The sequence below is a fragment of the Halomonas sp. DP5Y7-2 genome (genome assembly GCF_019802025.1).
Taxonomy (GTDB): Bacteria; Pseudomonadota; Gammaproteobacteria; order Pseudomonadales; family Halomonadaceae; genus Halomonas; species Halomonas litopenaei_A.
In genome coordinates, this window is record NZ_JAHVHY010000007.1 from 42,309 (window position 1) to 67,086 (window position 24,778).

Below are 24,778 nucleotides of genomic sequence, written 5' to 3' on the forward strand. Positions count from 1 at the left end.
CCATTGTCCGAGCCGTTGTCTGAGCCCCGCTTGGGTATTACCCGTGTCTTGCCTGTGCCCACCAGCGAAAGCGTCGTCGCTGTGGCTGCACGCCGGGGAAATGACGTTCCAGCTGCTGCAATACCAGAGTCAGAATGATGGTCAGCAGCAGGTAGATGGCCGCGATGAGCAGTAGCGGCTCGTAGGTCAAGAACGTTTCGTCACGGATGATATTGGCGGCCTGTAGCAGGTCCATCATGGCGATGGTCGAGACCAGCGGTATCGATTTCAGCAGAAGAATCATCTCGCCGGTCAGGGTGGGTAGGCACAGCTGCACGGCTCTGGGTAGCCATAGGTAGACGAATACCTGCCAGGGATGGAAACCATAGGCGCGTCCCGCCTCCCGCTCTCCCGGCGGCACGTTGAGCAGCGCGCCACGCAGGATTTCGCCGCTGTAGGCACCCACCGACAGGGTAAAGGTCAAGGTGGCGTAGAAGAAGGGGTCGCGTAACAGGCCCCAGAAGATGCTGTCCTGAATGCCGGGGATGCCTTCCAGCAGGCGACCCACGCCGTAATAGAAGAAGAACAGTTGTACCAGCAGTGGCGTGCCGCGAATCACCGCCGTGACGCCGGTGGCCAGCCAGGCAAGGGGGCGCGGACCCTTGATACGCGCCATGGCCATCGCCACCGCCAGGATCAGGCCTGCCACAGCCGATACCAGAAGTAGCCATAGCGTGTTGATCAGCCCTTCCACCAGATATTCCTGATAGAAGGGATCGCTCAGCCAGCTGAAATCCATGTCAATGCTCCTGAAGCTGGGGGAGGCCGCGCCGTGCGCGTCGCTCAACGACGGCAAAAAGCCAGTTGGACGTCAGCGTCATGGCCAGGTAAAGCGCCCCTGCCGCGGCATAGAACAGGAAGTGAGCTCGGGTGCTGGCGGCTGCCTGTTGAACGGTGAAGAACAGCTCGCTATAGCCGATCACGCTGATCAGCGCGGTGTCCTTGATCAGAATCAGCCATAGGTTGGACATGCCGGGCAGGGCATTGGGTAGCATGGCCGGCAGGGTGACTCGGCGAAAGCGTGCCCAGGGGGAGAAGCCAAAGGCATCGGCGGCCTCAAGCTGACCGCGGGGTATGGCGCTGATGGCACCGCGAAAGACCTCGGTCATGTAAGCGCCTTGAACGAAGGCCAGCACGCCCACGGCGGTCACGAAGCCGTTGATGGCGACCTGGCCGGAGAGTCCCAGCGCATGAGCCGCGGCGGTCAATGCCTGGGAGCCGGCGTAATACAGCAGAATGATCAGCAACAGCTCCGGCACTGCCCTGACGCCGGTGGAATAGCCTGCGCCAATGCCGCGCAGCCAGGCTTGCCGGGAGAGCCGGCAGGCGGCGCCGACAAGGCCGAGCAGGACGCCTATGGCATAGGCCAGCAGCGCAATCTCCAGGGTGGTGAGGGCTCCTTCAAGGATCGGACCCGCCCAATCGACGAGGCCCTCCTGGGAGGCGATAGACATGAAAAGACTCCTTGGCGTGGCAAGTTTTACAGCCTTGCAGCGGTCCCTGCGTCGCAGCAGGGACCGCCCGGGCCATTGACGTCAGCTGACGCAGACGTCGGTGCCGAAGTACTTCTCGGACAGCTCGGTGCAGGTACCGTCCTGATTGACCTGCTCAATGGCGGCGTTGACGGCCTCGGTCAGGGCATCGTCCTGCTGGCGCAGCCCGATGCCGACGCCTTCGCCGTAGGCCGCATGGTGAGGCGCCGTTGCCTTGATCTCGAAGTCACCAGCTTCATCACGCTCGGTCAGTTCCACCATGGCGATCTCGTCGGCCAGAATGACGTCCAGGCGACCTGACAGTAGATCTCGGTTCACCTGTTCTGCCTGGTCGTACAGGCGGATGTCGACGCCGGTGTCCCTTAGCGCCCGACGAGCATAGGTGGCGTTGGTGGTGGCGCTCTGTACGCCCAGGACCAGACCATCGAGGCCCTCGGGGGGATCCAGCTCCAGCGAGCGGGCGGCGACATAGGCGCCAGGGGTGTAGTAGTAGGGGGCGCTGAAATCGATGACCTGCAGACGTTTTTCGGTGATCGACATGGAGTTCATGATCATGTCGATACGGCCTGACTTGAGCGAGGGAATGATGCCGCTCCAGCCGGTCGGGGTGATCTCGCATTCCCGAGCCATCTGTTCGCAGATCGCTGCGGCCAGTTCTATCTCGAAACCGGTCCAGTCACCGTCTGAGGAGGTGTAGGTAAAAGGCGGGTAAGGTTCTGCCGAGATGCCGATCTTGAGGGGCTCGCCCGCGGAGGCGGTGTCCGCCCGGTCGGTCGCATGGGCGCTGTCGATGGCGGCGGCACCGAGGGTCGTGGCCAGCGCGACGCCCAGGCCAAGGCGGCGAGCGAGATCGACTGACGGACGCAGGGAAGGGAAGACGGTCATGGAAACTCCTAGTTGTTGTGGGACGGGCAGTCAGGCGGCAGGGGCGATGAAGCGCCGGCAGCGTTCGTTGTCGCTCTGTTCGAAGATGCGCTCGGGAGAGCCGGCAGCGCCGACCACTCCGCGGTCGAGAAACACGATCTGGTCGGACACGTCGCGGGCGAATGCCATTTCATGGGTGACCATCAGCATGGTGCGCCCTTCATCGGCCAGCCCGCGGATGACGCCGAGCACTTCATTGACCCGCTCTGGGTCGAGCGCCGAGGTGGGTTCATCGAACAGCAGGATCTGTGGCTCCATGGCCAGTGCGCGGGCAATCGCCACACGCTGCTGCTGTCCGCCGGACAGAAAGGCGGGATAGGCGTCCGCACGTTCGGCCATGCCGACACGCTCGAGATAGTGCATGGCCAGGGCGTTGGCCTTGCGTCGACTGACCCCCTTGACCCGCACGGGCGGCTCGCTGACGTTGCCCAGCACGGTCATGTGAGGCCACAGGTTGAACTGCTGAAAGACCATCGCCACCTTGGCGCGCAGGCGCTGCAGCTGGTGGCGGCTGAGGGGCATGTCGGTGTGGCCGCTGCGGGGACCTTGTGCGGTGAAGCGCATAGACTCGTCGGCGATGGTCAACTGACCCTGCTGCGGGCGTTCCAGCAGGTTCATGCACCTGAGCAGGGTGCTCTTGCCGGAGCCGCTGGCGCCGATGATGGTGGTCACAGTGCCTTCGGCGACGGATAGGGACACGTCGCGCAGCACGTCAACGTCGCCATAGCGCTTGACCAGGTGCCGGGCCTCGACCACGGCGGAAGATGGCGGGGTATCGGTACAGTCTGGGGAAGATGGCGTCATAGGCGGCTCATGGGTGGGTGGCAAGACAGGCGTCGGCGAACTCACGAAGCCGTTGCGCGGCATCGGCCAGGGTGTCGGCCTGGTGGGTGAGTCCCAGCCGAATGAAGCCAGCGGCCGAGGGGCCGAAGGCCTCGCCAGACAGCACCGAGATGCCGCATTGATCCAGCAGGCGATCAGCGAACTGTGCCGATGATAGGCCGGTGGCGCGAATGTCGACCATCACGAACATCCCGGCGTCGGGGCATACGGCTTTGGCGGCCTGACTGCCCGCCAGAGCGGCACACACGCTGTCGCGCCGAGCTTGGTAGGCGGCGTGCATGGTCGCCAGATCGTCGCCAAGCTGACCCTGCTCGTCCGCGAGAGCGGTGATGGCGGCGTCCTGAACGAAATCCGGGCAGCCGTACAACATGCACAGGGCCAGATGGCTGAGGTGCTCGATCAGCATCGGCGGGGCGATCACCCAGCCGAGTCGCCATCCGGTCATGGCATGTGACTTGGACAGACTCGAGATCACTACGCTGCGCTCGGCCATCTCCGGCAGCGCCAGCGGGCAGGTATGGGTGCCATCGAACATCAGCTCCGCGTAGACCTCGTCGGAGATCAACCACAGATCGTGCTGCTGACAGAGTGCCGCCACCTGCTCCCATTGTTCGCGGGTCAGCGACTGTCCCGTGGGATTGTGGGGACTATTGATCAGGATCGCCTTGGTGCGGTGGGTGATGGCCGCCGCCACATCATCCACATTCAGCCGAAAGCCCTGGTCCGCCTGCAGTGGCACACGGGAGAGTGTGGCGCCGGTGGCCTGGATCACCGCTTCGTAGGTGACGTAGCTGGGTTCGGGCACGATGACCTCATCACCAGGATCGAGGAGGCATTGGGCCGCTGCATACAGGCCGCATTGGGCCCCTGCCATCACGATCAGGCGATCCGGCGTCAACTCGACGTGGCCAAGACGCTGGCTGCGACGGTAGTGGGAGACGATGGCTTCACGCAGCGCCAGCTTGCCCTGTACGTCGGCGTAGTGGGTGGCGCCCTGGTCCAGGCTGTGCTTGGCGGCCTCGACGATACTGCGCGGCGTGGTGAAGTCGGGGTCGCCCACCGACAGTACCGTGATGTCCTCGCCATTGGCCTGGCGCGCCAAGGCTCGACTGTGGATATCCCAGGCGGCGGCGCCTTCGCCGGCGATTCGCTGGGTGAGACGGGAGACGCGAGTCATGGGCTGTCCTCGAGCGCGGGAGCATGTAGGCCCAGGCGACGCAGCTCGGCGCGCCAGGCGAGATCGGTGCCTTGTGGGCTGGCGGCCCAGGCGTCGTACTGTCGGGCGACCTTGTCGCACAGGGCATGCGAGGCGCTGACCAGGGGCCGCCCGGTGGACTGAGCGGCCAGCTGTGCCTGGCAGGATCGTTCCAGGTCGCGCATACGCAGGAAGGCATCGCCGACGCTGGTGCCAACCACCAGCACACCGTGCTGGCGCAGGATCATGCTCATATGTGGGCCGAGGTCGTCCACCAGGCGCTGGCGCTCGTCCAGATCCAGCGCGATACCCTCGTAGTCGTGGTAGCCGATGCGCTGATAGAACTGCATGGCCCATTGGTTAAGCGGCAGCAGACCCTCTTCGAGGCAGGAGACGGCCACGCCTGCGACGGTATGAGCATGCAGTACGCACAATGCGTCGCTGCGGGCTCCATGGATGGCGCTGTGTATCGTGAAGCCCGCGGGGTTGATGCCAAGCCCGGTAGGGTCATCCAGCACATTGCCTTGCTCGTCCACGCTGATCAGGCTGTCGGCGGTGACTTCTTCGAAACGCAGGCCGAACGGGTTGAGCAGAAACCTGTTGGCGTCAACCCGTACCGAGATATGCGTGGAGATACCGTCGTCCATGCCATCCAGCGCCATCAGTCGATAGGCGGCCGCCAGATCCTGGCGCAGCTGTTGCTGTCGATGGTCCATCAGCGCGTGTCCTTGAAGCTTGCCAGGGCCTCGCCGCCATCGCGGCTGGTGACGCCGTCAAGAAAGGCGGACACCTTTTCCGGGTGCGAGGCAAGCCATTCGCTGGCGACCTGCTCAAGGTCTTGCTGCTCCAGGCTATACGCCTTGATGAAGTCGCTTTGCTCCTGGGCGCTGAACACCACCTGATCGAGCAGTCGCGTGAGGTTGGGGTTAGCCTCGGCGAACTCCTTGGCGACGACGGTCTTGACATCACTGCTGCCGTTGTCGGGCCCAAACACGTTCTCACTGTCGTCCAGGATGCGCACATCGTATTCGGGAATCATCCAGTGCGGGGTCCAACCGTAGAAGGCGATCCAGCGTCCCTCGTCCACCGCCGCCTTGACTTCACTCAGCATGCCCGGGGTGGAGGAAGACATGACCTCCCAGTCGCCAAGACCATGGGTATTGGCTTCCACGGCAGCGTCGATGAAATCGGTGACGGTAGAGCCGCTTTCGATGGAATAGAAGGTGCGCTCAAAGCGCTCGGCGTTGGCGGCGTCCCCGAGCTGAGCGGCGTCGGTGATGCCGGCGTCCGCCACGTAGCCAGGCACCGCAAAGCCCATGCGAGCACCGGTGACATTGTTGCCGAGGTCGATGATGGCGTTCGCTTGCACGGCGGCGTCATAGCTTTCCTGCTGGGCCGGCAGCCAGCCTGCCAGAAAGGCATCACTGTCGCCGCTGGTCAGGGTCTTGTAGCCCACCGTGGAACTGACCTCCAGGCGCTCGACCTGGTAGCCGAGGGGTTCGGCAAGCTGGGCCAGGATCTCGCTCTTGACGGTGACCCCAGGCCAGGGCGGGACCACCAGGCGAAGACGCTCGTCCCGATCTTCCGCCAGGGCGATAGAGGAGGTGGACAGGGTCGCGACCAGCAGCGCTCCGGCCAGCCACGGTGGCAGTGAGCCGGCAGGGATTCCGGGGCGACGCGTCGGCAGCAGCAGGGATGTCGTGTGGTGGGTTCGGGTCACGGGGAACTCCTTCGTTATTATCAGGGTTTGCTGTCCCGGCCAGCTCAGGACTGGCTAGGCGCTGATCGTCTCTGTAGCGGGGCCGTTGTCGCCGCCTTGACGTCTGTCTACAGCGCGCCGCGGCCACCGCACCGGCACGCCAAGGGATTTCCTCTGTCTCCTCGACACGTCTCCTCAACAGCCGGTGGCAGGCTGCTCCAGTGATGCTTGCCAGGCAAGGGCGTCGACCTCGATGACCAGCGGCGAGGCGGCCTGGTCCAGTGTTGTCAGGGCCTCTCGTAGCGCTTCTGGTGCGTTGACGCTGATGTATCGGCAGGCGAAGGCATCACATAGGGGAGCGAAGGACGGCGGCTGCAGGTTGACGCCGATGTGAGCGACGCCATCAGCACTCATGTAGCGACGGATTTCGTCGTAACCGTCATTGTTCCAGATGATCAGCACCAGGGGCTGGACCTTGTCGGAGGCATCAGGAGCTTGAGCAAGATCGCGCGCGGTGGCGAGTTCGCCGAGCACGAACTGCAGACCACCGTCGCCGACCAGGGCAACCACGGGAAGCTGAGGCTTGGCCAGGGCGGCTCCCAGCGCGGCGGGCAGGCCATAGCCCAAGGTGCCGAACCCGGTGGCGGCATTGAACCAGCGGCGAGGCGCCGAGCGTCGAGCGATGACGTTGCCGGCGTACACGGGCCCCGTGGAGTCACCGACGATGATGGCCTCGGGCAAGGCGTCATCGAGGATATCGAACAGGGGCAGATAGGGCTTCAGCTCCGGGTCTTCGTACAGCGCCAGGTCACGACGAACCGCGCGGCAGCGCTCGGCACCCGCGCGTAACTGCTCAGCACTCTCGGAGCGTGACGGACGACCAGGCGCCGCTGATTCGCTCAGAGCGCCGAGCAGCGCGTCTGCGGCGAGACCGACGTCGGCGACCATCGCCAGCTCCGCGGAGCGGTTACGGGCAAGCTGCTCGACGTCCAGGTCAACACGAATCACGCGGCCCTGAAGGGCGAAGCCATCGTTGAAGACCAGATCGTAGTCGGTTTCGCCAAGCTCGGTACCCAGGGCAAGCACGACATCGGCGTCACGCGCCAGATGGCGTACCGGTGCCAGGCTGGCGGTGGTGCCAAGATCCAGGGGGTGATGACTGCCGAGCACACCACGCGCATTGACCGTGGTCAGCACGGGAGCACCCAGGCGCTCGACCAGGGCCTTGACGGACGCTGCGGCGGAGCAGGCACCACCACCCACCAGGACCAGCGGCCGTTGGGCTTGATCAAGCCAGCGGGCGGCCTCATGCACGGCCTGCGGAGCTGGCGCCGGCGGGAAGACACGGATCGGCCGGCCTGGCGCGCGGCTCACTGGCGCATCAAACAGGTCGATGGGAATCTCGATGTGAACGGGCCCGGGCCGGGCACCCTGGAAGATGGCGAAGGCCCGCGCCAGCACTTCCGGAAGGGCCTCAGGGTCGAGCAGGGTATGGCTGAAGCGCGCGACACCGGCAAGCGTTGCGCTCTGCTGAGGCATCTCGTGCAGTCGGCCCTGGCCCCGGCCCAGGGTTGCCACGCGATTGACGCTGGATATCACCAGCATCGGCACCGAGTCTGCCAGGGCCTGGCCCATGGCAGTGGCGATATTGGTCATGCCTGGGCCGGTAATGATAAAGCAAGCCGCGGGCTTGCCGCTGGCTCTGGCGTAGCCATCGGCCATGAATCCTGCCCCTTGCTCATGGCGGGGTGTGACATGGCGCAGGCCGGCCCCCTCGAGACCTCGGTATAGCTCGACGGTGTGCACGCCGGGAATACCGAACACGGTATCGACGCCATAGTCTTCCAGCAGCGTGATCAGGGTCTGGGCGCAGGTTCTCATGAGCGCTCCTGTGGATCATCCACGACGTCAGGCAGGCCGCCAAAGGGGGGGCGTTGCATGACCCGCTGAATCATCGGCAGAAACGCTGACAAGGGCAGGGTGTCATAGTCGGGATCGAAGCTGGTCTGGTCCCACTCATCGCAGAACCTGACGGTGCGAGCGTAGGCTGGATGGTCGCGATAGGCCTCACGGGCGTGTCGGTCCTGGCCAAAGAAATGGCGATAGTGGTAGCCCTGAAACAGCTCATGATGCCGAATCATCCACACGTTGAGAGGATCGACGAAGGGTTCAAGGATCGCAGCCGCAATCTCGGCGTGGTTGGCCGGGGCCAGGTCGTCGCCGATATCGTGAAGCAGCGCACACACGACCATCTCTTCATCGGCACCGTCGCGCAGTGCGCGGGTGGCGGTCTGCAGGCAGTGTTCGTAGCGATCTACCGGATAGCCGTGGGTATCGCCCTTCAGTCGCGCCAGATGATCGAGCACGCGGCGGCAGGCGTCATCCTGGTAGGCGCGGAAATGCTGGTCGATCAGCCGCCACTCGGCGGCGGTACTCTCATCGAAGCGGGCAAACGTGGCTTGCTCTGTTTGCTCGGCTTGCTTGGCTTGGCTGGAGAGGGTGCTGTCGGTCGCTGTCATGAGGTGACTCCTGCGAGGTGACGACTCAACACCAGGCGGCGGCTGGCGGTGCTGTCCCGATCGACGTAGCCCTGGCGTAGATGGCGCACGCCACCGTCAAGGGTGAACGAGGTGCGGCCATGCAACAGGCGGTAGTTGTCCATGATCAGCATCTCGCCTGGCGACAGCTTAAGGCGCAGGGTAAGCGCCTCGCTGCGGATCAGATCGTAGAAGGCCTTGCGCGCGGCGTAGTAGCGTCGCAACTCCTGGCTCTCCATGGCATCGACCCGTTCGGTGCGATTGGAGTAGCGCACCCTGACCACCTCTCCGTGGGGATCACATTCGATCAGCGGCCCGCGGCTTTCCAGGTGGGTGGCGTCGTCCTGATAGCGAAAGCGGGGGCTTACCCGGGTGAGGCAGTCGAAGGCCTCGGGGTCTTGCTGTCGCAGGCGGCGTGCCGCCTCGAAACCGTCTACCAGCGTGCTGTCGCCTCCCTCGGCGGCGTTGGTCAGGCAGTGCAGCCAGATGTAGCCGGGAATCGGGTCACGATAGGGATTGTCGGTGTGTGGCTCGAGTCCGCGTTGGGTCATGGTCAGGTCATAGGCATTGGCCACCGACTTGACGTCGGCAATGCCGCCCCAGTTGGTGCGCCGCAGAGGGCCGATGCGATCGATCAACGGCTGCATGGCGTCGGTGTCGTCCGGTAGCCCTGACACGTGAACAAAGCCGAAGCGCTCCAGCTTGAGCAGCAGGGTCAGCAGCGCCGCGTCGCTGGTGAGCGCCTCGCTGAAGTCGACGCTGGAGGGGACCTCGAGAGCAGCATCCCACAGCTCGCGGGGCGGTGTGTCTGCGCTGCCAGTGCTGGCTGACCTGGCCAGCTCCGCAAGAGGGAAGCGCCCCTGCTGACCGTCGGAGAACGCCAGTGCCAGTTCGCCTTCCTCAGCGCTGGCAGCGGTCAGCGCCAGGTCCAGGGGCAGCTCGGCGGCCTCGATCAGCCGCTGACCGGTCTGGGGGTCGAGCGTATCCGCCTGTGGCAGGCGCTCGCGTAGCCATAGCGCATCGAGATGAAGCTGGCCGTTGGACAGGAACAGCTGTAGCTGGCGTCCATTGTCGGCAAGGGCAGGGGGCGTCTGCAGGATCATGGAAAACCGTCTCCGAGGGCCGTCGAACGTGCCGAGTCAGCGCCACCGAAGGGCCTGGCTCAGCGGTTTGTTCAGAGTTTTCCTTAGGTTACTGTGCGGGTTCGGTTATCATTTGATGAAATTCGCCATCTTGTTGATCAAATTCGCCCCATGACGTCCACCGACTGGCCTTCCAGCCATCCCTATCCCCGGCCTGACTCACCCCCGCTGCTCAGCCCTGCTCAGGCCGAGCACACGCTGGACGTGTGGCTGGTGCCCAAGTTCTCGATGTTGACGCTGGTGTGCCTGCTTGAGCCGCTGCGAGTGGCCAATCGGTTTGGCCGGGATCTGTTTGCCTGGCGGCTGTTGTCCAGCGATGGCGAGCCGGTCATGGCCAGCAATGGCGTGCGCATTGATGTGGACGGGCGCCTGGCTGAGGTCACCGAGGCGGACTGGTATCAGGGCATCGCCTCCAGCGGCCGCCTGATGGTGGTGTCGTCCTATGAGCCTGAAGCGATGGTGACCGTGGATGACCTGCTATTGCTGAAACGCCTGTCGGCCTATGGGGTGTGGTTGGGTGGGCTGGATACGGCGCCCTTCATTCTGGCACGAGCGGGGGTCATGGAGGGCTATCCGGTGGCGCTGCACTGGGAGAGTGTGCCGGCATTTCGTGAGGAGTTTCCTGGCCTGGAGGTGCGCCCCGACAGCTACGTGTGGGAAGGGGCAAGACTGACCGGGTCCGGAGGCTCAGCCAGTATCGACATGATGCTGGAATGGGTGACGACCCTTTACGGTCCTGCATTGGCAGAGGCGGTTGGAAGACAGATCATGCACTCCCGCCCCCAGGGCGACGGCCACTCTGCAGGCCACATCGATCCCGTCGACAACCCCGCTGTGGGCGGCGGATTGCCGCGCCCGGTGTTGAAGGCCCTGGCGGTGATGGAGGCCAATCTGACCCAGGCGTTGTCGATTCCCGACGTGTGTCGGCTGGCAGGCCTGTCCCAGCGGCAGCTGACCCGCCGGTTCATGGCAGAGTTTGGCGAAACGCCCAAGCAGTGCTACCTCAACATGCGTCTGGATCAGGCTCAGCGGATGCTCGCGGACAGTCGCATGACCGTTACGGCGGCAGCCGTCGCCGTGGGCTTTACGCATCTGGCGCACTTCTCACGGGCCTACCGTCGGCGTTTTGGGGAAGCGCCCAGTGTGACCGCCCGGCGTGGCTTGGGGCCGGGCGGCAGGCAGGACAGCTAGGCGCTTGCTAAAGGGCTTAGGCGTCGCTGAGGCTGCGCTCTCGTTGACGACGCTGGAGCATACGATAACGGGAGCGGACCTCATCACGTTCGAGGTAGCAGCCCTGTAGCCAGCGATGTCCTGAGTCGCCCTCGAAGGCGTCGCGGGCGTGCAACAGACGCCGGTTGTCGAAGATCACCAGGTCTCCCGGTGCATAGGTAAAGCGCAGCGCGAAGCGGGACTGACGCAATAGCCCCTGCAGCGCCATCAGGGCGCGATAGGCCTCTTCGACCAGGTCGAAGTCCGTCATCAGCGGCCCTCGCAGGAAGTCGGCAATGCGCACTTCGCTGAGCTGGCCCTGATCATCCAGCACGATCATCGGCGAATGCCAGACATAGTCCGTGGTCTTGGCGGTGTTGGCGTAGCGCCAATGTACCTGGGTCAGGGTGGAGAAAGCCTCAGGGTCTTCCTGGCGCAGGGCGTCCGCCACCGCAAAGCCATCGAGCATGACCGCCTGTCCACCGGCGACGCTGTTTTCGAGGCAGTGCAGGCACTGCAGGCCAGGATGGTATTCCCGCGTGGGCAGATCCACGTGGGGAGGAAGCGCAATCGAGGTATAAGCGTTGGAGTCAGGGTCAGGCTTGGCGCGCACGTCGAACAGGGTGCCGAAGTTGGTGGCTCTTACCGGGCCGATACGCTCGGCAACTCTGGCCAGTGTCCCAGGCTCCGTGGGCAGGCCGCGCAGGCGCACCAGGCCCTTGCGCAGCAGTGACTCCAGTGCTGGCTCCAGCGTCGAGGCTTCTTCCGGGCTATCGATGGCGGTGGTGGAAAAGGTGCTGGCGTCCAAGGTGTCAGGCGCCGCGTCCGCTCCTCCCAGCCAGGTCTCCACGGCGACCAGTGGAGCCAGTGGATCCTCGCAGTTGTCATAGTCGTGGGCGCGCAGCCAGCCCGGATGAAAGCGCAGTGTGCGCTGTTCAGGACTCATGATCAGTTCCACGGCTCCGCTGTCATCGAGCCGCGCAGCCGCTATCTGCGGCCAAGCCTCCAGGCACGACAGGTCGAGAATGCGCTCTCGTGTGGCGGGATTGATGGTGCTGTCATCGGCGGCATTTTCTCTCAGCCAGATACTGTGGTATCGGCTGACGCGGCCATCCTGCCAGGTCACGGTCAGTACCCGAGAGTCGCTAGTCACCTCGGCGATGGCCACCTCTACCGGCCAGCTGTCGTAGTCGGGCGTCGGTGGCAGCGCCGACGGCGGTGTGGCGGCGGAGGATGCGGTGGTGGAAACAGCGGAAGTAGAGGAGTTAGCGGACGGTCGAGACGTCTGCGCGTGCATGGAGCCTCCTTGAGCTAGCCTGGTCGAGTCATCGGAAAGCGACGTGTGGGTGACGCAACTCAGCGGGCAGGCATCCAGCCCCCTGCAGTGGGTCACGACGATGGCCACAGCATGGCGCCGGTGGGGCTGCGGCATCGTGCAGAAGTCGACAATTATCGTGCAGAATCCGACATCGGAGGGGTGGGCTGACGTCGCAAGGCGCTAGGCGAGGCACCGTGGTGTTGGCGAAAGGCGCGGGTGAAGCTCGAGGCTGAGGCAAAGCCGCTGGCCAGCGCGATATCCATGACACTGTGTCGGGTACTGGTGACCAGCTGATGGGCGAGGCTCAGGCGCCGCTCCAGGTACAGCTGCCCTGGAGTGCGGGACAGATGCTGCTGGCACTCCCGCTCGAGCTGGCGCTCCGATAGTCCGATGGCGGAAGCCAGCTGGGGAATGGATAGGGGGGATTCCAGGTGGGCATCCATGATCCCGATAAGGGTGGCCAGGCGCTGTGGCAGTCGCTCCTGGTAGCGGACGTCACGCTGTCGGCTGGCCGGCAGCCGCCGATGGTCATGCACCAGCTGCTCCTTGACGCGGCGGGTCAAGGCGTCGCCGTGGCGGCGTCGAATGGTGTCCAGTGCCAGGTCGATGGAGGCGCTGGCCCCAGCCCCGAAAAAGCCGCTGGGTGTCACTTCGTAAAGCGACTCCACCGCTTCTATATGGGGGTGCTGGCGCCTGAAGTCGGGCAGGCTCTCCCAGTGCAAGGTGACGGTGTCGTCGATCAGTCCGGCGGACGCAAGGCAGAAAGCCCCTGTATCCAGCGCCCCCAGGCAGGTGCGCTGCTCGCGACGTTGCGTCAGCCAGGTGATCAGGCTGTCATCGACGGCGGCCATGGGTTCAAAGCTGGCGCAGACGGCAAGGCTGGGCAGCCATGGGGTGTCCTCTAGCGCGTGCTCGACAGCCAGGGGAATGCCGTTGCTGGCATGGACCGGCAGCCCATCCCTGCTGATCAGGTGCCAGCGAAATAGCGTCTCACCGGAAAGTCGGTTGGCAATGCGCAGAGGATCGATGGCGGAGAACAGCGCCACCATGGAAAAACGAGGCAACAGCAAAAAGCCGATGGCTTCCGGACTCGGTCCCTGGTAGGTCAGGCGCACGACGGCTTCCTCCGCATCGCCTGGGCCTGGGCCTGGGCATGAGCCTGATGCCGACGGGGCGACGAGTCGTGAGAATGGCAGTGGAGCATGGCGCGCCGCCAGGGCCTCTCGATAGGATGGCGTAAAAGCATGACAGCGCAGGCGACCCGGCTCAAGCCCGGCCCTCGCCTTGGGGCTGTGCGCTATGCTGGGGCTTGTACGTAAAGTGCCTGCGCTTGGTGATACGGTGTTAAACATCGGCTGGTACGCCAACCCGGTTAAAATGCTCAGTTACACCTCGTAAACTGCGCTTTCTCACCGATTTTTGCCTTGTCTAATCTTCGCTCGTCGACGTTTCGGACAACGCCTAGGCTTGGCGATCGGTCGCACACAGTAGAAAGCGTAAAGGAAGATAGCCATGCAGACTTGGCCAGGCCAGGGGCAGATCCACATGGAGGCTAGCGATCAGCCCCATGGGCGGGGCAAGGACGGCCACCCTGACGAGGGCCAGGGGCGTCATCCTTGCGCTGACACGACCGCTGATACCACCGCTGATACCACCGCTGATGGCTCAGGCGACAACGAGCCCATGTTCTCGGCATCGACCACCAGCGAACGCATGGGTTTTCTGTTATTGCCCCAGTTTTCGATGATGGCGTTCTTCTCGGCGGTAGAGCCCTTGCGCATCGCTAACCGGATTGCCGGTCGTCCGCTCTACGAGTGGACGGTGATCGGGCTATCTGGTGATCCTGTCACCGCCAGCAATGGCATGACGCTGATGGTGGACCATGCTATCGACCAGGTGCGCCACTTGCCGTCGTTGGCGGTGTGCAGCGGGTTTGATCCAGAGCAGTGGATCGGTCGTGGTCTGAGTGCCTGGCTCAACCGCCTGGACCAAGGAGGCTGTCGTATCGGGGCCCTCGACACCGGTGCGGTGGTGCTGGCCGAGGCCGGGTTGCTGGCCGGAGAGACCGTTACGCTGCATTGGGAGACGCTACCGGCCTTCAACGAGCGTTATCCCACCATTCGCACCTGCGATGAGCTCTTCCTGCTCGGCCAACGACGTTTTTTCTGTGCTGGTGGGGCTGCTGCCATGGACATGACCCTGGAGATGATCGCCAGGCAGCATGGGATGGGGCTGGCGGTAGACGTGTCGGAACAGCTGATTCACGACCGTTTGCGGTCCCGTACCGACCAGCAGCGCATGAGCCTGGTGCGTCGATTGGGGTCCCACCAGCCACGCTTGATCGATGCCGTGTCACTGATGGAGAGCCATCTAGAGGCACCCCTTGAGCTTGCCGAGATTGCGCGGCGCAGTCAGATCTCGTTGCGTCAGCTGCAGCGCCTGTTCGCCGACGAGTTAGGGGAGTCGCCCACCGGCTACTATCTGGGACTGCGGCTGAACCGTGCCGCGTCACTGCTCAAGGACACCGATCTGGACGTGCTCGCCATCGGGCTAAGCTGCGGCTTTGGCTCCGCCTCGAGTTTCAGCCGTGCCTTTCGGCGCCACTATGGTTGTTCACCCCTAAGCTATCGACGCCAGGACGAGAGCAGCTGACGCCAGTGGATGGGGCTTAGCCCTGGTGCAGGGGATCAGATGTCGGCCCACATGCGCAGCAGGTTGGCCAGGCTCTTGGAAATGGCGTCAAAGTCAGCGGTCTTGCCATCGCGTTCAAATATCTGGCGCCGGGTCGTGTCCAGGTCAAACAGGATCTCCCGTTGTTCCGGCTGACGCACCTGGCTTTGCAGCCATCCCACCGCGGCCAGTCGCTCACCCCGGGTCACAGGGTCCACCCGGTGCAGGGTCGACGACGGATAGAGGATCATGGAGCCCGCCGGTAACTTGTAGCGCTGCTCACCCTGGGGGGTGTCCATGATCAACTCACCCCCATCGTAGTGGGCTGGCTCCTCCAGAAAGAGGGTGAAGGACAGGTCGGTACGCATGGGCCCCTGGGGCGTGGGCATGACCGCATCATCGACATGGTTGCCGTAGGTCATGCCCTGCTGATAACGACTGAACATCACCGGCTTCATGCGTCGGGGCCTGGCGGCGATCTGAAACAGCGTGTGGTTGGCCAACGTCTTCATGACATCGTCGCGCAGGCTGGCGATGGCAGGGTCCTGGCCGCTCGCCTGCTGATTCTGTTTCACCGTGCGTGCGTGCCAGCCCGCTGTTTCCTTGCCGTCGCGGAAACGGGCTTCGCCCAGGGTCTGGCGAATGCGTGCCAGCAGCTCGTTGGAGAGCACTTGGTCGATACATAGAATCATCGTTGCCCCTCGCAAATGGTGAATTGTACCCTAGTGTTAATCATTTGCATTACACTTGGTCACATGTCGCGTCCAGAATAGTCATGGACCATTGGCGGAACCTGCCGCCACCCTTAGCGCGCGTAGCCCCCTAGATGGCAACAGGCGCGTAAAACCGACAGCAGCCACAACGAGGATGTTCATCATGACCCAAGAGACCCGCACCAAACTGTGGATAGGTGTAGGCACCAGCCTTTTGCTCGGAACCGGCACCGCCTGGGCCGATCATCATGGCGACGAGGAAATGACGCAAGACGGCGTTGTGCACGAAGCGGGGCAAGCTGGCCACGGCGGCGAAGGTGGTGAAGGCGGAGAGCACGGCCACGGTGGTGAAGGTGGTGAAGGTGGCGAGCACGGCCACGGTGGTGAAGGCGGCGAAGGTGGTGAAGGCGGAGAGCACGGCCACGGTGGTGAAGGTGGCGAAGGTGGAGAGCACGGCCACGGCGGTGAAGGTGGCGAAGGTGGTGAAGGCGGAGAGCACGGCCACGGTGGTGAAGGTGGCGAAGGTGGAGAGCACGGCCACGGCGGTGAAGGTGGCGAAGGTGGTGAAGGCGGAGAACACGGTCACGGTGGCGAAGGTGGAGAGCACGGCCACGGCGGCGAAGGTGGCGAAGGCGGCGAAGGCGGCGAGCACGGCTCCTTGGCTAGTGACCCCTACGCGGTATTTGCCTATTTAACTGCTACTGCCGGCGGTGAAGGCGGTGAAGGCGGTGAAGGTGGTGAAGGCGGCGAGCATGGCCACGTAGACGCGGCCAACCCTGGTATCTACACCACAGAACTCGCCCTGATGCTGGGGCACCTTCAGGTGGCCAAGGAGCTCTACACCGAAGGCGCAAAGACCGCTTCCTACCCGCATTTCGGTCATCCCTACCATGAGGTCTATCCGGGCATCGCCAAGGCGTTGGAGACCCGCGGAATCGAGGCCTTCGACGAGACCTTGGAAGACTTTTCTGGCCAGGTCCAGCAGGGTGGAGACTGGAGTGAATACGAGGCAGAGTATGAGTCGCTGCGCGCTACCATCGTGGCCGCCATGGGCGACGTGGACGATGAACTCGAGATGGATGCTGGCTTCCAGGCCAAGGTCCAGCTGGCGTTGTTGCAGACTGCGCTGCACGAGTACGAAGAAGCGGTCGACGACGGTGAGTTCGTCAATGTAGTGGAGTATCAGGATGGCCGTGGATTTGTGCTGACGGCCCGTGAGTCGCTGGAGCGCCACGCCGAGCTGTTTCGCGAAGCAGGCGCTTATGCTGCCCTGGAGGAGGGCTACGAGGGCTTGCTGAAGGCCTGGCCGAGTGCCAAGGCGCCGGCGTCACCGGTCATGAGCGTGGGCGAGCTATCCGCCGCCATGTTTCCGCTCGAGGCTGAACTGGGCAAGTTCTAATGGCGCTTTGCCGCTAGCGCCTGAGTGAAGGTGTTAGCCAGAGTGCTACAGGGCGCCATGGCACTCGCCATAGGCTGCAGACAGGGCCTGACATCAGGCCCTGTCTGCGTACACGCTGCTCTAACTTGGCACCTGAGCCTCATAGACTTCGGGTTCCAGGTCCCGGGCTCTGGGCGCCTAACGCCGTTCGGCTGATGACGTCAGCGCTTGCTTAGCCGTCGTCCTGAGTGGGCAATGGGGTGTGCTGGCCTCGAAGGCGCAGCAAGAAGGCTGCTACCAGCGCAAAGATGCCAAAGGCCACAGGAATGGCCGCGACGGAAATCAGGGTCAGGATGACCTTGAAGATGTCACCTTCCAGCCAGTTGATCACGATCGCCAGCAAAGACATGGCCACGATCCAGAACGCTCTGGAGCGTTTGACGGTCAGCATTTCGCAGACCAGGCCAGCGGAATCCGCGCTGGTGACGAAGAACAGCAGGATGTTCAGGGCCAGAATGGCCGAAAGAATGCCATGGCTATCCAGGGTGGCCATCAGCGCAAAGACGTCCTCTGAGCCTGTCTCCAATCCGCCGAGGCCGAAGGTCGTAAACCACAAACACGAGAATAGGCTCGGCACCAGCATGACGCCTAGCACGAGTTGGCGGAGCGTACGCCCCTTGGAGATGCGGGCGATAAACACCCCGGTGAAGATGAACCAACCGTACCAGGCAGCCTCGAAGGCATATAGCCAATCCGCGAGCCAGGCCTTGCGCTCAGGATCCCCCAGGCCAATATCGGTCGCCATCAGCGGATATTTCACCAGGTATTCCGGCAACAGGCGCGCCAGCGTCGAAACGATGTCCCAGGGGGATGTCAGCAGTAACACGCTGGTCAACAGTATCAGCGCGAATAACGTGTTGTAGTTGCTTAGCCATTTGATGCCCCGCTTGAGCCCCGAGGCACTCGAGGCGATGGCAAAGATGGCCAGCACACTGATGATCAAGGTTGGACTGGCCTGGATGCCAAAGAACTGCTCCAGGCTTTGCTTGAGGGGATCGGTGGCATAGGAGAACGTCAGCGAAAGCCCGATCACGGTGGAAACGACCAGGCTCACCAGGTTCAACTTGCTGAGGAAACCGCCTCCCAGCAAGGTCTCGGCAGGTTTCTCGATCCTCAGGTTGTACATGCAGTGGGCAAAGATGACGCCGATGGCAAGATAGCCTGCCCAGGCCAGTAGCCCCCAGTGATTGAACGCATATAGCAGTGCTTGATCGGAACTGTTCCCGGCCTCGACGTGATAGTGAGGCTCCAGCACTCCCCAGGTGACCAATCCAATACCCATGCCGGTGGCGAAAAGCATGCCTAGCCAGGCGAGCGTCGAAAATTCTGGCGGCTCATCACCGAATTTCAAGCGGCCCAGTGGGGTAAACATCAGGACGACAAACACGATGGAGGCAACAAAGGCCGGGTAGGTGAAGATGAAGCCCAAGTTGCCGATGACATTGACCTTGATGACATCAAGGATGGTCTGAAAGCTACCTGGGGCGATGGCAGCAAAGGCAATAAGCGTAATGACGGTGACCACGGTGGCCACCAATGTGGACATGTTCTGTTTCATTGGTGTCTCGTTGTCTTATTGAAAAAGGAGGGACGGCGATCGATCGGTGGGAACCTCGCTGGAGTGGAGTGATAACGTCGTGACTGTGCTGCTTCTAACCCGATAAGTGCTTATGAATCAGAGGGGTAGAGAGGCACTTCAACGCAAAGAATAGTCTAGGTGTCGCTCGTCGAGGTGACACGCGAGAGCACGACAGAACCCACGCCAGGTGATCGACATCGGTGCCAGCTGCGCATGGGCGTGAAGCGCCCCGTGAAACATCCCCTCTGCCGTATGCAGGCCAACCTGCCGCCGCTGCTGACGCCATTGGTCCAGCGTCGCCAGTATCGCTGGGGTCAGGGGGTCGTGTTCCACGACCAGGCATTCCACTGCGCTGCTGACCGGGGGAGCGTCGCCCACGCGGGCAGCGTCGGAGGCAATCATCGCCCAGGCGGCCTGGGCGTCCCGACGACTCAGCAAGGGCGCATCGGGTCCAAGAGATGTCTCGGACATGTCACCGAGAAGCGGATAGATCATGCCGAGCGGATGTGGGTCCTTGGCGGCACGAGCCACGTCCAGCACCAGGCGACCTCCTGCGCTGTCCCCCACCAGGGCACAGGGCTGAAGCCAGCGGCGCACCCGATCGACGTCGTCGAGCTGGTCGCTGTAGCGTGCCTCGGGCAGAAGTCGATACTGCACACTTACCACCTCTCGCCCGAGTGCTTCGGCAAGGCCCGCTGCGACGCCCTGGTGGCTGTCCAGCGAGCCGATCGTGAAGCCGCCACCATGGATGTAGAGCACGGTCTGCTGACCAGTATCGGCGTGGGCGTGGGCGTGGGCGTGAGAAAGAACGCTGTCTCTTCCTTCCACTCTCCCACTCGCTGTCCCTCTCTCCTTCCCTCTCACTCTCCCTGGCCGATATCGGCGCACGGGTACTCCAGCGATCCGCTCGTCGGTGACCCGCATGGTGGTGGGCAACGGCGTGGCGAAACTGGCGCAGAGCCGATCGTAGTCGCCTCTGGCCAGGGCGAGGGGCCTTGATGCCATGGCGTCGAGACCATGTTGGAAGCGCTTGGCAAAGTCGTCGATCGTCATCGCTACATCCGGATCCCGCCCGGCGTCGCCGAGCATTCCTGGTGGATGGCGCCCTGGCCCGAGCTGGTCTGGGCGGGCCTGAGCGGGTCTGGCTGGATATGGCCCGGCCAGGACGCCAAGCCTGTCAGCGTCGGCTGATACCGATCCGCCGTCCCAGCCCCTCGGGCGGGGGGGATGACAGGGGGGGCAATGTCACCAAGGCATCAGAGAGCGCTGCGGGGAAGGCAGCAGGCTTGCCGCTGGTGGTGTCGATGCCCATCAGCATTTGCTCGCTGGTAGCCAGCAGGTCCGCTCCACTGGTGAGTACAAACCACAGGTGCAGGCGCTTGGCATCTTGATCGACGATCTGAACATCGACCTGCAGGTCTTGCCCCTCGTGGGCTTCCTTCAGGTAGCGAAGATGGGTCTCGAGGGTATACAGGGTGTAGCCGAGCCGTTGCCGGCCCTCATCGTCCAGGCCAATGTTCTCCATCAGCCTGTCCACCGCCAGGGAGAATACCCTGGCGTACTCGGCATCGTTCATATGGCCGTTGTAGTCGACCCACTGTGACGCCACCTGGGTGTTGAGCAAGGCCATCAGATACGTCCCTCGAGGCCTTCTGCTTCCGGCCAGTACTTGTTCACCAGGCCCAGCAATTCGACCAGGAAGTCATCGCGACGACGATCCAGCTCGGCCACGCTGCGGCCGGCCGCCTGATGCTCGCAGCCCTCGACCACGCGGTCGATCAGCTCATCGGTAAGCTCGGGGGCTTCCAGCTTGGTCCAGGGGAGCTTCAGCGCGGGTCCGAACTGCTCCAGCATATGGCGCATGCCCTGTTCCCCACCGGCCAGGTGGAAGGTCAGGAAGGTGCCCATCAGCGACCAGCGCAGCCCACAGCCGTAGACCACCGCGGCGTCGATTTCCTCTGTAGTGGCTACGCCGTCATTGACCAGGTGCAGTGACTCGCGCCACAGGGCTTCCATCAGACGGTCGGCAATATGCCCTTCGATTTCACGGCGGACCACCAGTGGACGCATGTCCAGCGCCTGATACAGGGCCTGCGCCTGCTGAGTCTGCTCGCTCGCCGTGGCTTGTCCTCCGACCAGCTCGACCAGCGGTAGCAGGTAGACCGGATTGAAGGGGTGAGCGACGATGATGCGCCCGGGTGACTTGGCACAGTCCTGCTGCAGGTCGGTGGGCTTGAATCCCGACGTCGAGGAGCCCACCAGCACATCGGCAGGCGCCGCGGCGTCGATCTGGGCCAGGATGCTCTGCTTGAGCTCGAGTCTTTCCGGTACGTTCTCCTGGATCAGGTCGGCGCCGTCCACGGCGGCTTCCAGTGAGGAGGCAAAGCGCAGGTGGTCGATGCTGGCGCCGTCGGCCAGACCCAGGCGTTGCAGCGCAGGCCAGGCATTATCCACAAACGCCCGAGTGCGCGCTTCGGCGGCGGGGTCCGGATCAAAAGCGACTACGCTCCAACCGCTGGCCAGGGCGCGGGCGATCCAGCCGTTGCCGATCACACCGGTGCCGATGACAGATAGCTGTTTCATGCCTGTTCTCCCATGATGGTGCCGGTGTGTGGGTTGCGCAGCTTGAGGAAATCTCGAGTTTCCGCCGGTGTCATGACCTTGCCGCCCAGGTGGTTGATCAGGCTGCCGGCTTTCTCGACCAGTTGAGCGTTGGAGGCCAGCACGCCCTTTTCGAGGTACAGGTTGTCCTCGAGCCCAACCCGGGCATGGCCACCGAGCATCACCGCTTGAGCGGCCATCGGCATCTGGTGCCGGCCAATGCCGAATGCCGCCCAGTTGGCGTTGGCCGGCAGCTTGTTGCGCATCGCCAGCATGGTCTCGGTATCGGCTTCGGCGCCCCACGGGATGCCAAGGCACAGTTGGTAGAGCGGGTCGCCGTCGATCAGGCCTTCAGCCTGCAGTTGGCGGGCGAACCACACATGGCCCAGATCGAAGCACTCCAGCTCAGGCTTGACCCCGGCAGCCTGCACCAGGCGGGCATGTTCACGCAGCCAGTCAGCCGAGTTGACGTAGATCATGTCGCCAAAGTTGAGGCTGCCGCAGTCCAGCGTACACAGCTCGGGCAGCAGTTCCCCGACTGGCTCGTGGCGTTGGGCCGGCGTCTGAATGTCGGTACCCGGTCCGCCCCGAGTGGGGTCCTGGCTGTCAGGGATCCAGTCGCCACCGCCCCCAGCGGTAATGTTCATGACGATATCGGTGTCGGCCTCACGCACCCGCTCCATGACTTCACGGAAGTGGTCGAGGGAGTGGCTGACGCCGCCAGTTTCCGGGTCGCGCACGTGGATGTGCGCAATGCTGGCACCGGCCTTGGCCGCCTCGATGCAGTCGTTGGCAATCTGTTTGGGGGTTACCGGCACCTTGGGACTCTTGCCGGTGGTATCGCCGGCACCGGTCACGGCGCAGGTAAGGATGACGTTACGGTTCATGGAGGGCTCCTCTCGATCTCGGATGACGGGACGTCGGCCGCGGCCCCATGCCAAGTGGCTCGAAGGCGAGTTCACGCCGCCTGACAGGGCGGCGCCGTGGCGTAGACAGCGTCTCGTCGCTCCGCGGCTGAATGAATCGAGAGGTAGTGTGGCGAAGTGACGGCGTTGCGACTTGGCAATAAGCGCCATGTTTTTGTCGTCAGGCGCCTTTGAGGTAGGGCGGAGTCGGCCCAGGGCAATAGGCAGGGCATCGCCGCCGATAGCCAGCAAGATGAAACGGGCTCGGATGTTCTTCCCTGAGAGCGGGAATCAGTGTGCCCCCGCAAAGCGGGAATCAGCCTGCCCCGCAAAGCGGGAATCAGATAGGAGAATAGAGGGATCGGGCGACGTCGCTGTGTCAGCGGACCAAGGGGGAAGGGCCCGTCATCGAGCCTTGGCGTGCGGCTGGTGTTGGCTCAGGCGAGACAGCTCGGGTGACGTTCAGCTGAGGAGGCGGAAAGCTGATTCGAGAGAGACAGAATCGAGAGAACCAGAATCGAGAGAGACAGAAATGGGAGGGACAGAAATGGGGGGCAAAAACGGGAGAGCCAGCCACGGGAGTGCTGGCTACAACCGCTGAAACGGTGCCTAGAGATCAGCAGCGCCCACGCCGTAAAGCTCAAATGCCAGCTTTCGGCCAGCCTGTGTCAGGATCAGCCTGCCGCGCGGATTGTGGACGACCAGCGATTGCCGCAGCAGACGACGCAGCCGGGACGCCTGGGAGCGGGACCGGGTAAGGGCATCAAGGCGCGTAGCGCTAAGACCACGATCACTGTGGGTCAAGGCCTCAAGGACGTCGCCGTCGCGGTAAAGGTCCTCGATAAAGGCGGTCAGGTCGATGCGCTGAGCGGTGTCATTATGTTCGGCGAGCAGTGCCATGCGGCGATCTCTGACAGAAATATGGCGCAAGTATACGACATTAGTCTGATTAGACCAAAGTCTATTCCTTGCCAGCTTGCGGATACATGCCGCGGGTCATGGTCAGCCGGTGCAGGCGCTGTAGGCGTTTTGGTTCAAGCACTCGTTGACGTGGCGCCTGCTCAGGATGACTCGATGGGTATCCCAGGGCGCTGAAGCCCGCGTTGGTGTGGGTGGGGCGTAGCGAAAGAAAGGTAACAAGAGAAAGGTAACGAGAGGAATGAAACGCGAGAGGAATGAAACGGGAGGCGTGGATAGATGGCAGCGACTCAAGGGGGCGACAGGCCATAGGCGTAACGCCAAGCCCTGCCGCGATATTGCGGCAGGGCCTTGCTGACAAGCAGCGAGTCGCCGGGTATCAGTGACTGACCTGACCCAGCATCAGGAACTCCAGCAGTGCCTTCTGGGCATGCAGGCGGTTGCCGGCCTCCTGCCAGACCACGGCGCGGGGATCATCCAGCAAGGTTTCGCTGATCTCTTCGCCGCGGTGAGCGGGCAGGCAGTGCAGGAACAGCACGTCCTTGTCCGCCGCATCCAGCATGGCCTCAGTCACCTGGAAGCCAGCGAAGTCGGCTTCTCTGCGCGCCTGCTCCTCTTCCTGTCCCATGGATGCCCATACATCGGTTGTCACCAGGTCGGCACCTGCGACGGCTGTCATGGGATCGCGGAGGATGGTCACTCGGTCTCCTGCGGCTGCCAGGATATCCTCGCGGGGCTCGTAGCCTTCAGGGCAGCAGATGCGCAGGGAGAAGTCGAACTGGCGTGCGGCATTGATCCAGGAGTGGCACATGTTGTTGCCATCCCCGATCCATACCGCCGTGCGGCCCTTGACGCTGCCCCGCAGCTCGGTCCAGGTCATCACGTCCGCCAGCAGCTGGCAGGGGTGGTAGTCATCGGTCAGCGCATTGATGACCGGTACGTCGCTGGCGGCGGCGAACTCTTCAAGCCCCTGGTGGGAGAAGGTGCGGATCATCACCGCGTCAACCATCTCTGACAGCACCCGAGCCGTGTCTCCGATGGGCTCGCCACGTCCTAGTTGAGTGTCCCTAGGCGAGAGGAACAGCGCGTGACCACCGAACTGAGCCATGGCGGTCTCGAAGGAGACACGAGTCCGTGTTGACGACTTCTCGAAGATCATCGCCAGGGTGCGGTTGGTAAAGGGCGCGTAGGTCGGGCCCTGGGCCTTGAGCCCATTCTTGATCGTGATCGCGCGCTGGATGAGGTAGCGCAATTCATCCTGGCTCAGGTCCAGTAGGGTCAGGAAGTGGCGGGCGGCCATGGCGTCTCTCCAACGAGGTAAAAAACGACCATCCTAGCCAGCGCGGAGGGGATGCGCAACGCGCCGCTGGGCCGTACAATGCGTTCAAGGAAAGGCCGAGCGTGGCAATCAGGTATTGTCTCGAAAGGGGTATCGATCCCGACGCGCATTGAAAAGTGCGGATGTTGACCCCATCGTATCGGCCGAAAGCGAACCGTAAGGGCATGCATCGTACCGTGAGGACATGCCAGACAAGCCCGAATCATTGAGGAGCCG

25 protein-coding genes are annotated in these 24,778 nt (G+C 63.3%); 4 read left to right on the forward strand and 21 right to left on the reverse strand.

Going from position 1 to position 24,778, the window contains the following annotated elements; translation table 11 throughout:
* Nucleotides 1-37: 37 nt before the first annotated feature.
* The 10 genes from KUW18_RS14080 to KUW18_RS14125 all read right to left on the reverse strand — a co-directional run bounded on the left by KUW18_RS14080 (nucleotide 38) and on the right by KUW18_RS14125 (nucleotide 9,833).
* A complete protein-coding gene (locus KUW18_RS14080) occupies nucleotides 38-778 on the reverse strand; it encodes an ABC transporter permease (RefSeq protein ID WP_222561713.1) in 741 nt (246 codons plus the stop codon).
* A gap of 1 nt (nucleotide 779) precedes the next feature.
* Nucleotides 780-1,493, reverse strand: coding sequence for an ABC transporter permease (locus KUW18_RS14085; protein ID WP_206939431.1), 714 nt, complete (start codon nucleotides 1,491-1,493; stop codon nucleotides 780-782).
* 81 nt (nucleotides 1,494-1,574) lie between these two features.
* A complete protein-coding gene (locus tag KUW18_RS14090; RefSeq protein WP_206939428.1) occupies nucleotides 1,575-2,417 on the reverse strand; it encodes a transporter substrate-binding domain-containing protein in 843 nt (280 codons plus the stop codon).
* A gap of 30 nt (nucleotides 2,418-2,447) precedes the next feature.
* The gene (locus KUW18_RS14095) at nucleotides 2,448-3,260 is read right to left on the reverse strand and encodes an amino acid ABC transporter ATP-binding protein (RefSeq protein WP_206939426.1); all 813 of its coding nucleotides are present in this window, start codon (nucleotides 3,258-3,260) and stop codon (nucleotides 2,448-2,450) included.
* Between the two features lie 7 nt (nucleotides 3,261-3,267).
* Nucleotides 3,268-4,476 carry a pyridoxal phosphate-dependent aminotransferase gene (locus tag KUW18_RS14100; RefSeq protein WP_206939425.1) on the reverse strand — a complete coding sequence of 403 codons (1,209 nt, stop codon included), beginning with the start codon at nucleotides 4,474-4,476 and terminating at the stop codon, nucleotides 3,268-3,270.
* Complete coding sequence (locus KUW18_RS14105; RefSeq protein ID WP_206939423.1) at nucleotides 4,473-5,210, reverse strand: class II aldolase/adducin family protein; 738 nt, start codon at nucleotides 5,208-5,210, stop codon at nucleotides 4,473-4,475. The genes KUW18_RS14100 and KUW18_RS14105 overlap by 4 nt, the downstream gene beginning before the upstream one ends.
* The gene (locus tag KUW18_RS14110) at nucleotides 5,210-6,133 is read right to left on the reverse strand and encodes an ABC transporter substrate-binding protein (protein WP_409995836.1); all 924 of its coding nucleotides are present in this window, start codon (nucleotides 6,131-6,133) and stop codon (nucleotides 5,210-5,212) included. The genes KUW18_RS14105 and KUW18_RS14110 overlap by 1 nt, the downstream gene beginning before the upstream one ends.
* Nucleotides 6,134-6,388: 255 nt before the next feature.
* Nucleotides 6,389-8,074: a 5-guanidino-2-oxopentanoate decarboxylase gene (locus KUW18_RS14115; RefSeq protein ID WP_206939421.1), complete on the reverse strand. Its 1,686-nt coding sequence runs from the start codon at nucleotides 8,072-8,074 to the stop codon at nucleotides 6,389-6,391.
* Nucleotides 8,071-8,712 carry an HD domain-containing protein gene (locus KUW18_RS14120; protein WP_206939419.1) on the reverse strand — a complete coding sequence of 214 codons (642 nt, stop codon included), beginning with the start codon at nucleotides 8,710-8,712 and terminating at the stop codon, nucleotides 8,071-8,073. The genes KUW18_RS14115 and KUW18_RS14120 overlap by 4 nt, the downstream gene beginning before the upstream one ends.
* Nucleotides 8,709-9,833, reverse strand: a complete 1,125-nt coding sequence (locus KUW18_RS14125) for a TauD/TfdA family dioxygenase (protein ID WP_206939417.1) — start codon at nucleotides 9,831-9,833, stop codon at nucleotides 8,709-8,711. Before KUW18_RS14125 ends, KUW18_RS14120 begins: the two co-directional genes overlap by 4 nt.
* A gap of 150 nt (nucleotides 9,834-9,983) precedes the next feature.
* Between KUW18_RS14125 and KUW18_RS14130 the strand changes: the two genes are divergently transcribed.
* Nucleotides 9,984-11,063: a GlxA family transcriptional regulator gene (locus tag KUW18_RS14130; protein ID WP_206939407.1), complete on the forward strand. Its 1,080-nt coding sequence runs from the start codon at nucleotides 9,984-9,986 to the stop codon at nucleotides 11,061-11,063.
* Between the two features lie 16 nt (nucleotides 11,064-11,079).
* Here the strand turns inward: KUW18_RS14130 and KUW18_RS14135 are convergent, their stop codons facing one another.
* Complete coding sequence (locus tag KUW18_RS14135; protein WP_222561714.1) at nucleotides 11,080-12,378, reverse strand: TauD/TfdA family dioxygenase; 1,299 nt, start codon at nucleotides 12,376-12,378, stop codon at nucleotides 11,080-11,082.
* A gap of 152 nt (nucleotides 12,379-12,530) precedes the next feature.
* The gene (locus KUW18_RS14140) at nucleotides 12,531-13,514 is read right to left on the reverse strand and encodes a GlxA family transcriptional regulator (protein WP_222561715.1); all 984 of its coding nucleotides are present in this window, start codon (nucleotides 13,512-13,514) and stop codon (nucleotides 12,531-12,533) included.
* Nucleotides 13,515-14,082: 568 nt separating this feature from the next.
* On the opposite strand from KUW18_RS14140, the gene KUW18_RS14145 reads away from it, so the two are divergent.
* On the forward strand, nucleotides 14,083-15,051 hold the full coding sequence (locus tag KUW18_RS14145) for a GlxA family transcriptional regulator (RefSeq protein ID WP_222561796.1): 969 nt from the start codon (nucleotides 14,083-14,085) through the stop codon (nucleotides 15,049-15,051).
* 35 nt (nucleotides 15,052-15,086) lie between these two features.
* On the opposite strand, the gene KUW18_RS14150 is transcribed toward KUW18_RS14145, so the two are convergent.
* Together KUW18_RS14150 and KUW18_RS14155 are read right to left on the reverse strand one after the other, a co-directional pair.
* Nucleotides 15,087-15,761: a Fe2+-dependent dioxygenase gene (locus KUW18_RS14150; RefSeq protein ID WP_222163741.1), complete on the reverse strand. Its 675-nt coding sequence runs from the start codon at nucleotides 15,759-15,761 to the stop codon at nucleotides 15,087-15,089.
* 130 nt (nucleotides 15,762-15,891) lie between these two features.
* Complete coding sequence (locus KUW18_RS14155) at nucleotides 15,892-16,434, reverse strand: hypothetical protein (protein WP_222561716.1); 543 nt, start codon at nucleotides 16,432-16,434, stop codon at nucleotides 15,892-15,894.
* 6 nt (nucleotides 16,435-16,440) lie between these two features.
* Here KUW18_RS14155 and KUW18_RS14160 point away from each other — a divergent pair, with 6 nt between their 5' ends.
* Nucleotides 16,441-17,181: a hypothetical protein gene (locus KUW18_RS14160; RefSeq protein ID WP_222561717.1), complete on the forward strand. Its 741-nt coding sequence runs from the start codon at nucleotides 16,441-16,443 to the stop codon at nucleotides 17,179-17,181.
* Between the two features lie 211 nt (nucleotides 17,182-17,392).
* Here the strand turns inward: KUW18_RS14160 and KUW18_RS14165 are convergent, their stop codons facing one another.
* Both KUW18_RS14165 and KUW18_RS14170 read right to left on the reverse strand, forming a co-directional pair.
* The gene (locus tag KUW18_RS14165; RefSeq protein ID WP_242520680.1) at nucleotides 17,393-18,766 is read right to left on the reverse strand and encodes a BCCT family transporter; all 1,374 of its coding nucleotides are present in this window, start codon (nucleotides 18,764-18,766) and stop codon (nucleotides 17,393-17,395) included.
* 150 nt (nucleotides 18,767-18,916) lie between these two features.
* Nucleotides 18,917-19,627, reverse strand: a complete 711-nt coding sequence (locus KUW18_RS14170; RefSeq protein ID WP_315900672.1) for an alpha/beta hydrolase fold domain-containing protein — start codon at nucleotides 19,625-19,627, stop codon at nucleotides 18,917-18,919.
* 189 nt (nucleotides 19,628-19,816) lie between these two features.
* Between KUW18_RS14170 and KUW18_RS14175 the strand changes: the two genes are divergently transcribed.
* Complete coding sequence (locus tag KUW18_RS14175; protein WP_222561803.1) at nucleotides 19,817-19,990, forward strand: hypothetical protein; 174 nt, start codon at nucleotides 19,817-19,819, stop codon at nucleotides 19,988-19,990.
* On the opposite strand, the gene KUW18_RS14180 is transcribed toward KUW18_RS14175, so the two are convergent.
* The 5 genes from KUW18_RS14180 to argF all read right to left on the reverse strand — a co-directional run bounded on the left by KUW18_RS14180 (nucleotide 19,977) and on the right by argF (nucleotide 24,523).
* The gene (locus KUW18_RS14180; RefSeq protein ID WP_206939382.1) at nucleotides 19,977-20,429 is read right to left on the reverse strand and encodes a thioesterase family protein; all 453 of its coding nucleotides are present in this window, start codon (nucleotides 20,427-20,429) and stop codon (nucleotides 19,977-19,979) included. The genes KUW18_RS14175 and KUW18_RS14180 overlap by 14 nt on opposite strands.
* Entirely contained in the window at nucleotides 20,429-21,382 is a 954-nt protein-coding gene (locus tag KUW18_RS14185; RefSeq protein WP_206939380.1) for an L-carnitine dehydrogenase, read from the reverse strand. Before KUW18_RS14185 ends, KUW18_RS14180 begins: the two co-directional genes overlap by 1 nt.
* Entirely contained in the window at nucleotides 21,379-22,287 is a 909-nt protein-coding gene (locus tag KUW18_RS14190; protein WP_206939378.1) for a 3-keto-5-aminohexanoate cleavage protein, read from the reverse strand. The genes KUW18_RS14185 and KUW18_RS14190 overlap by 4 nt, the downstream gene beginning before the upstream one ends.
* Before the next feature lie 627 nt (nucleotides 22,288-22,914).
* Complete coding sequence (locus tag KUW18_RS14195) at nucleotides 22,915-23,205, reverse strand: hypothetical protein (RefSeq protein ID WP_222561718.1); 291 nt, start codon at nucleotides 23,203-23,205, stop codon at nucleotides 22,915-22,917.
* Between the two features lie 397 nt (nucleotides 23,206-23,602).
* The gene (gene argF, locus KUW18_RS14200) at nucleotides 23,603-24,523 is read right to left on the reverse strand and encodes an ornithine carbamoyltransferase (RefSeq protein WP_206939374.1); all 921 of its coding nucleotides are present in this window, start codon (nucleotides 24,521-24,523) and stop codon (nucleotides 23,603-23,605) included.
* Nucleotides 24,524-24,778: the final 255 nt, after the last annotated feature.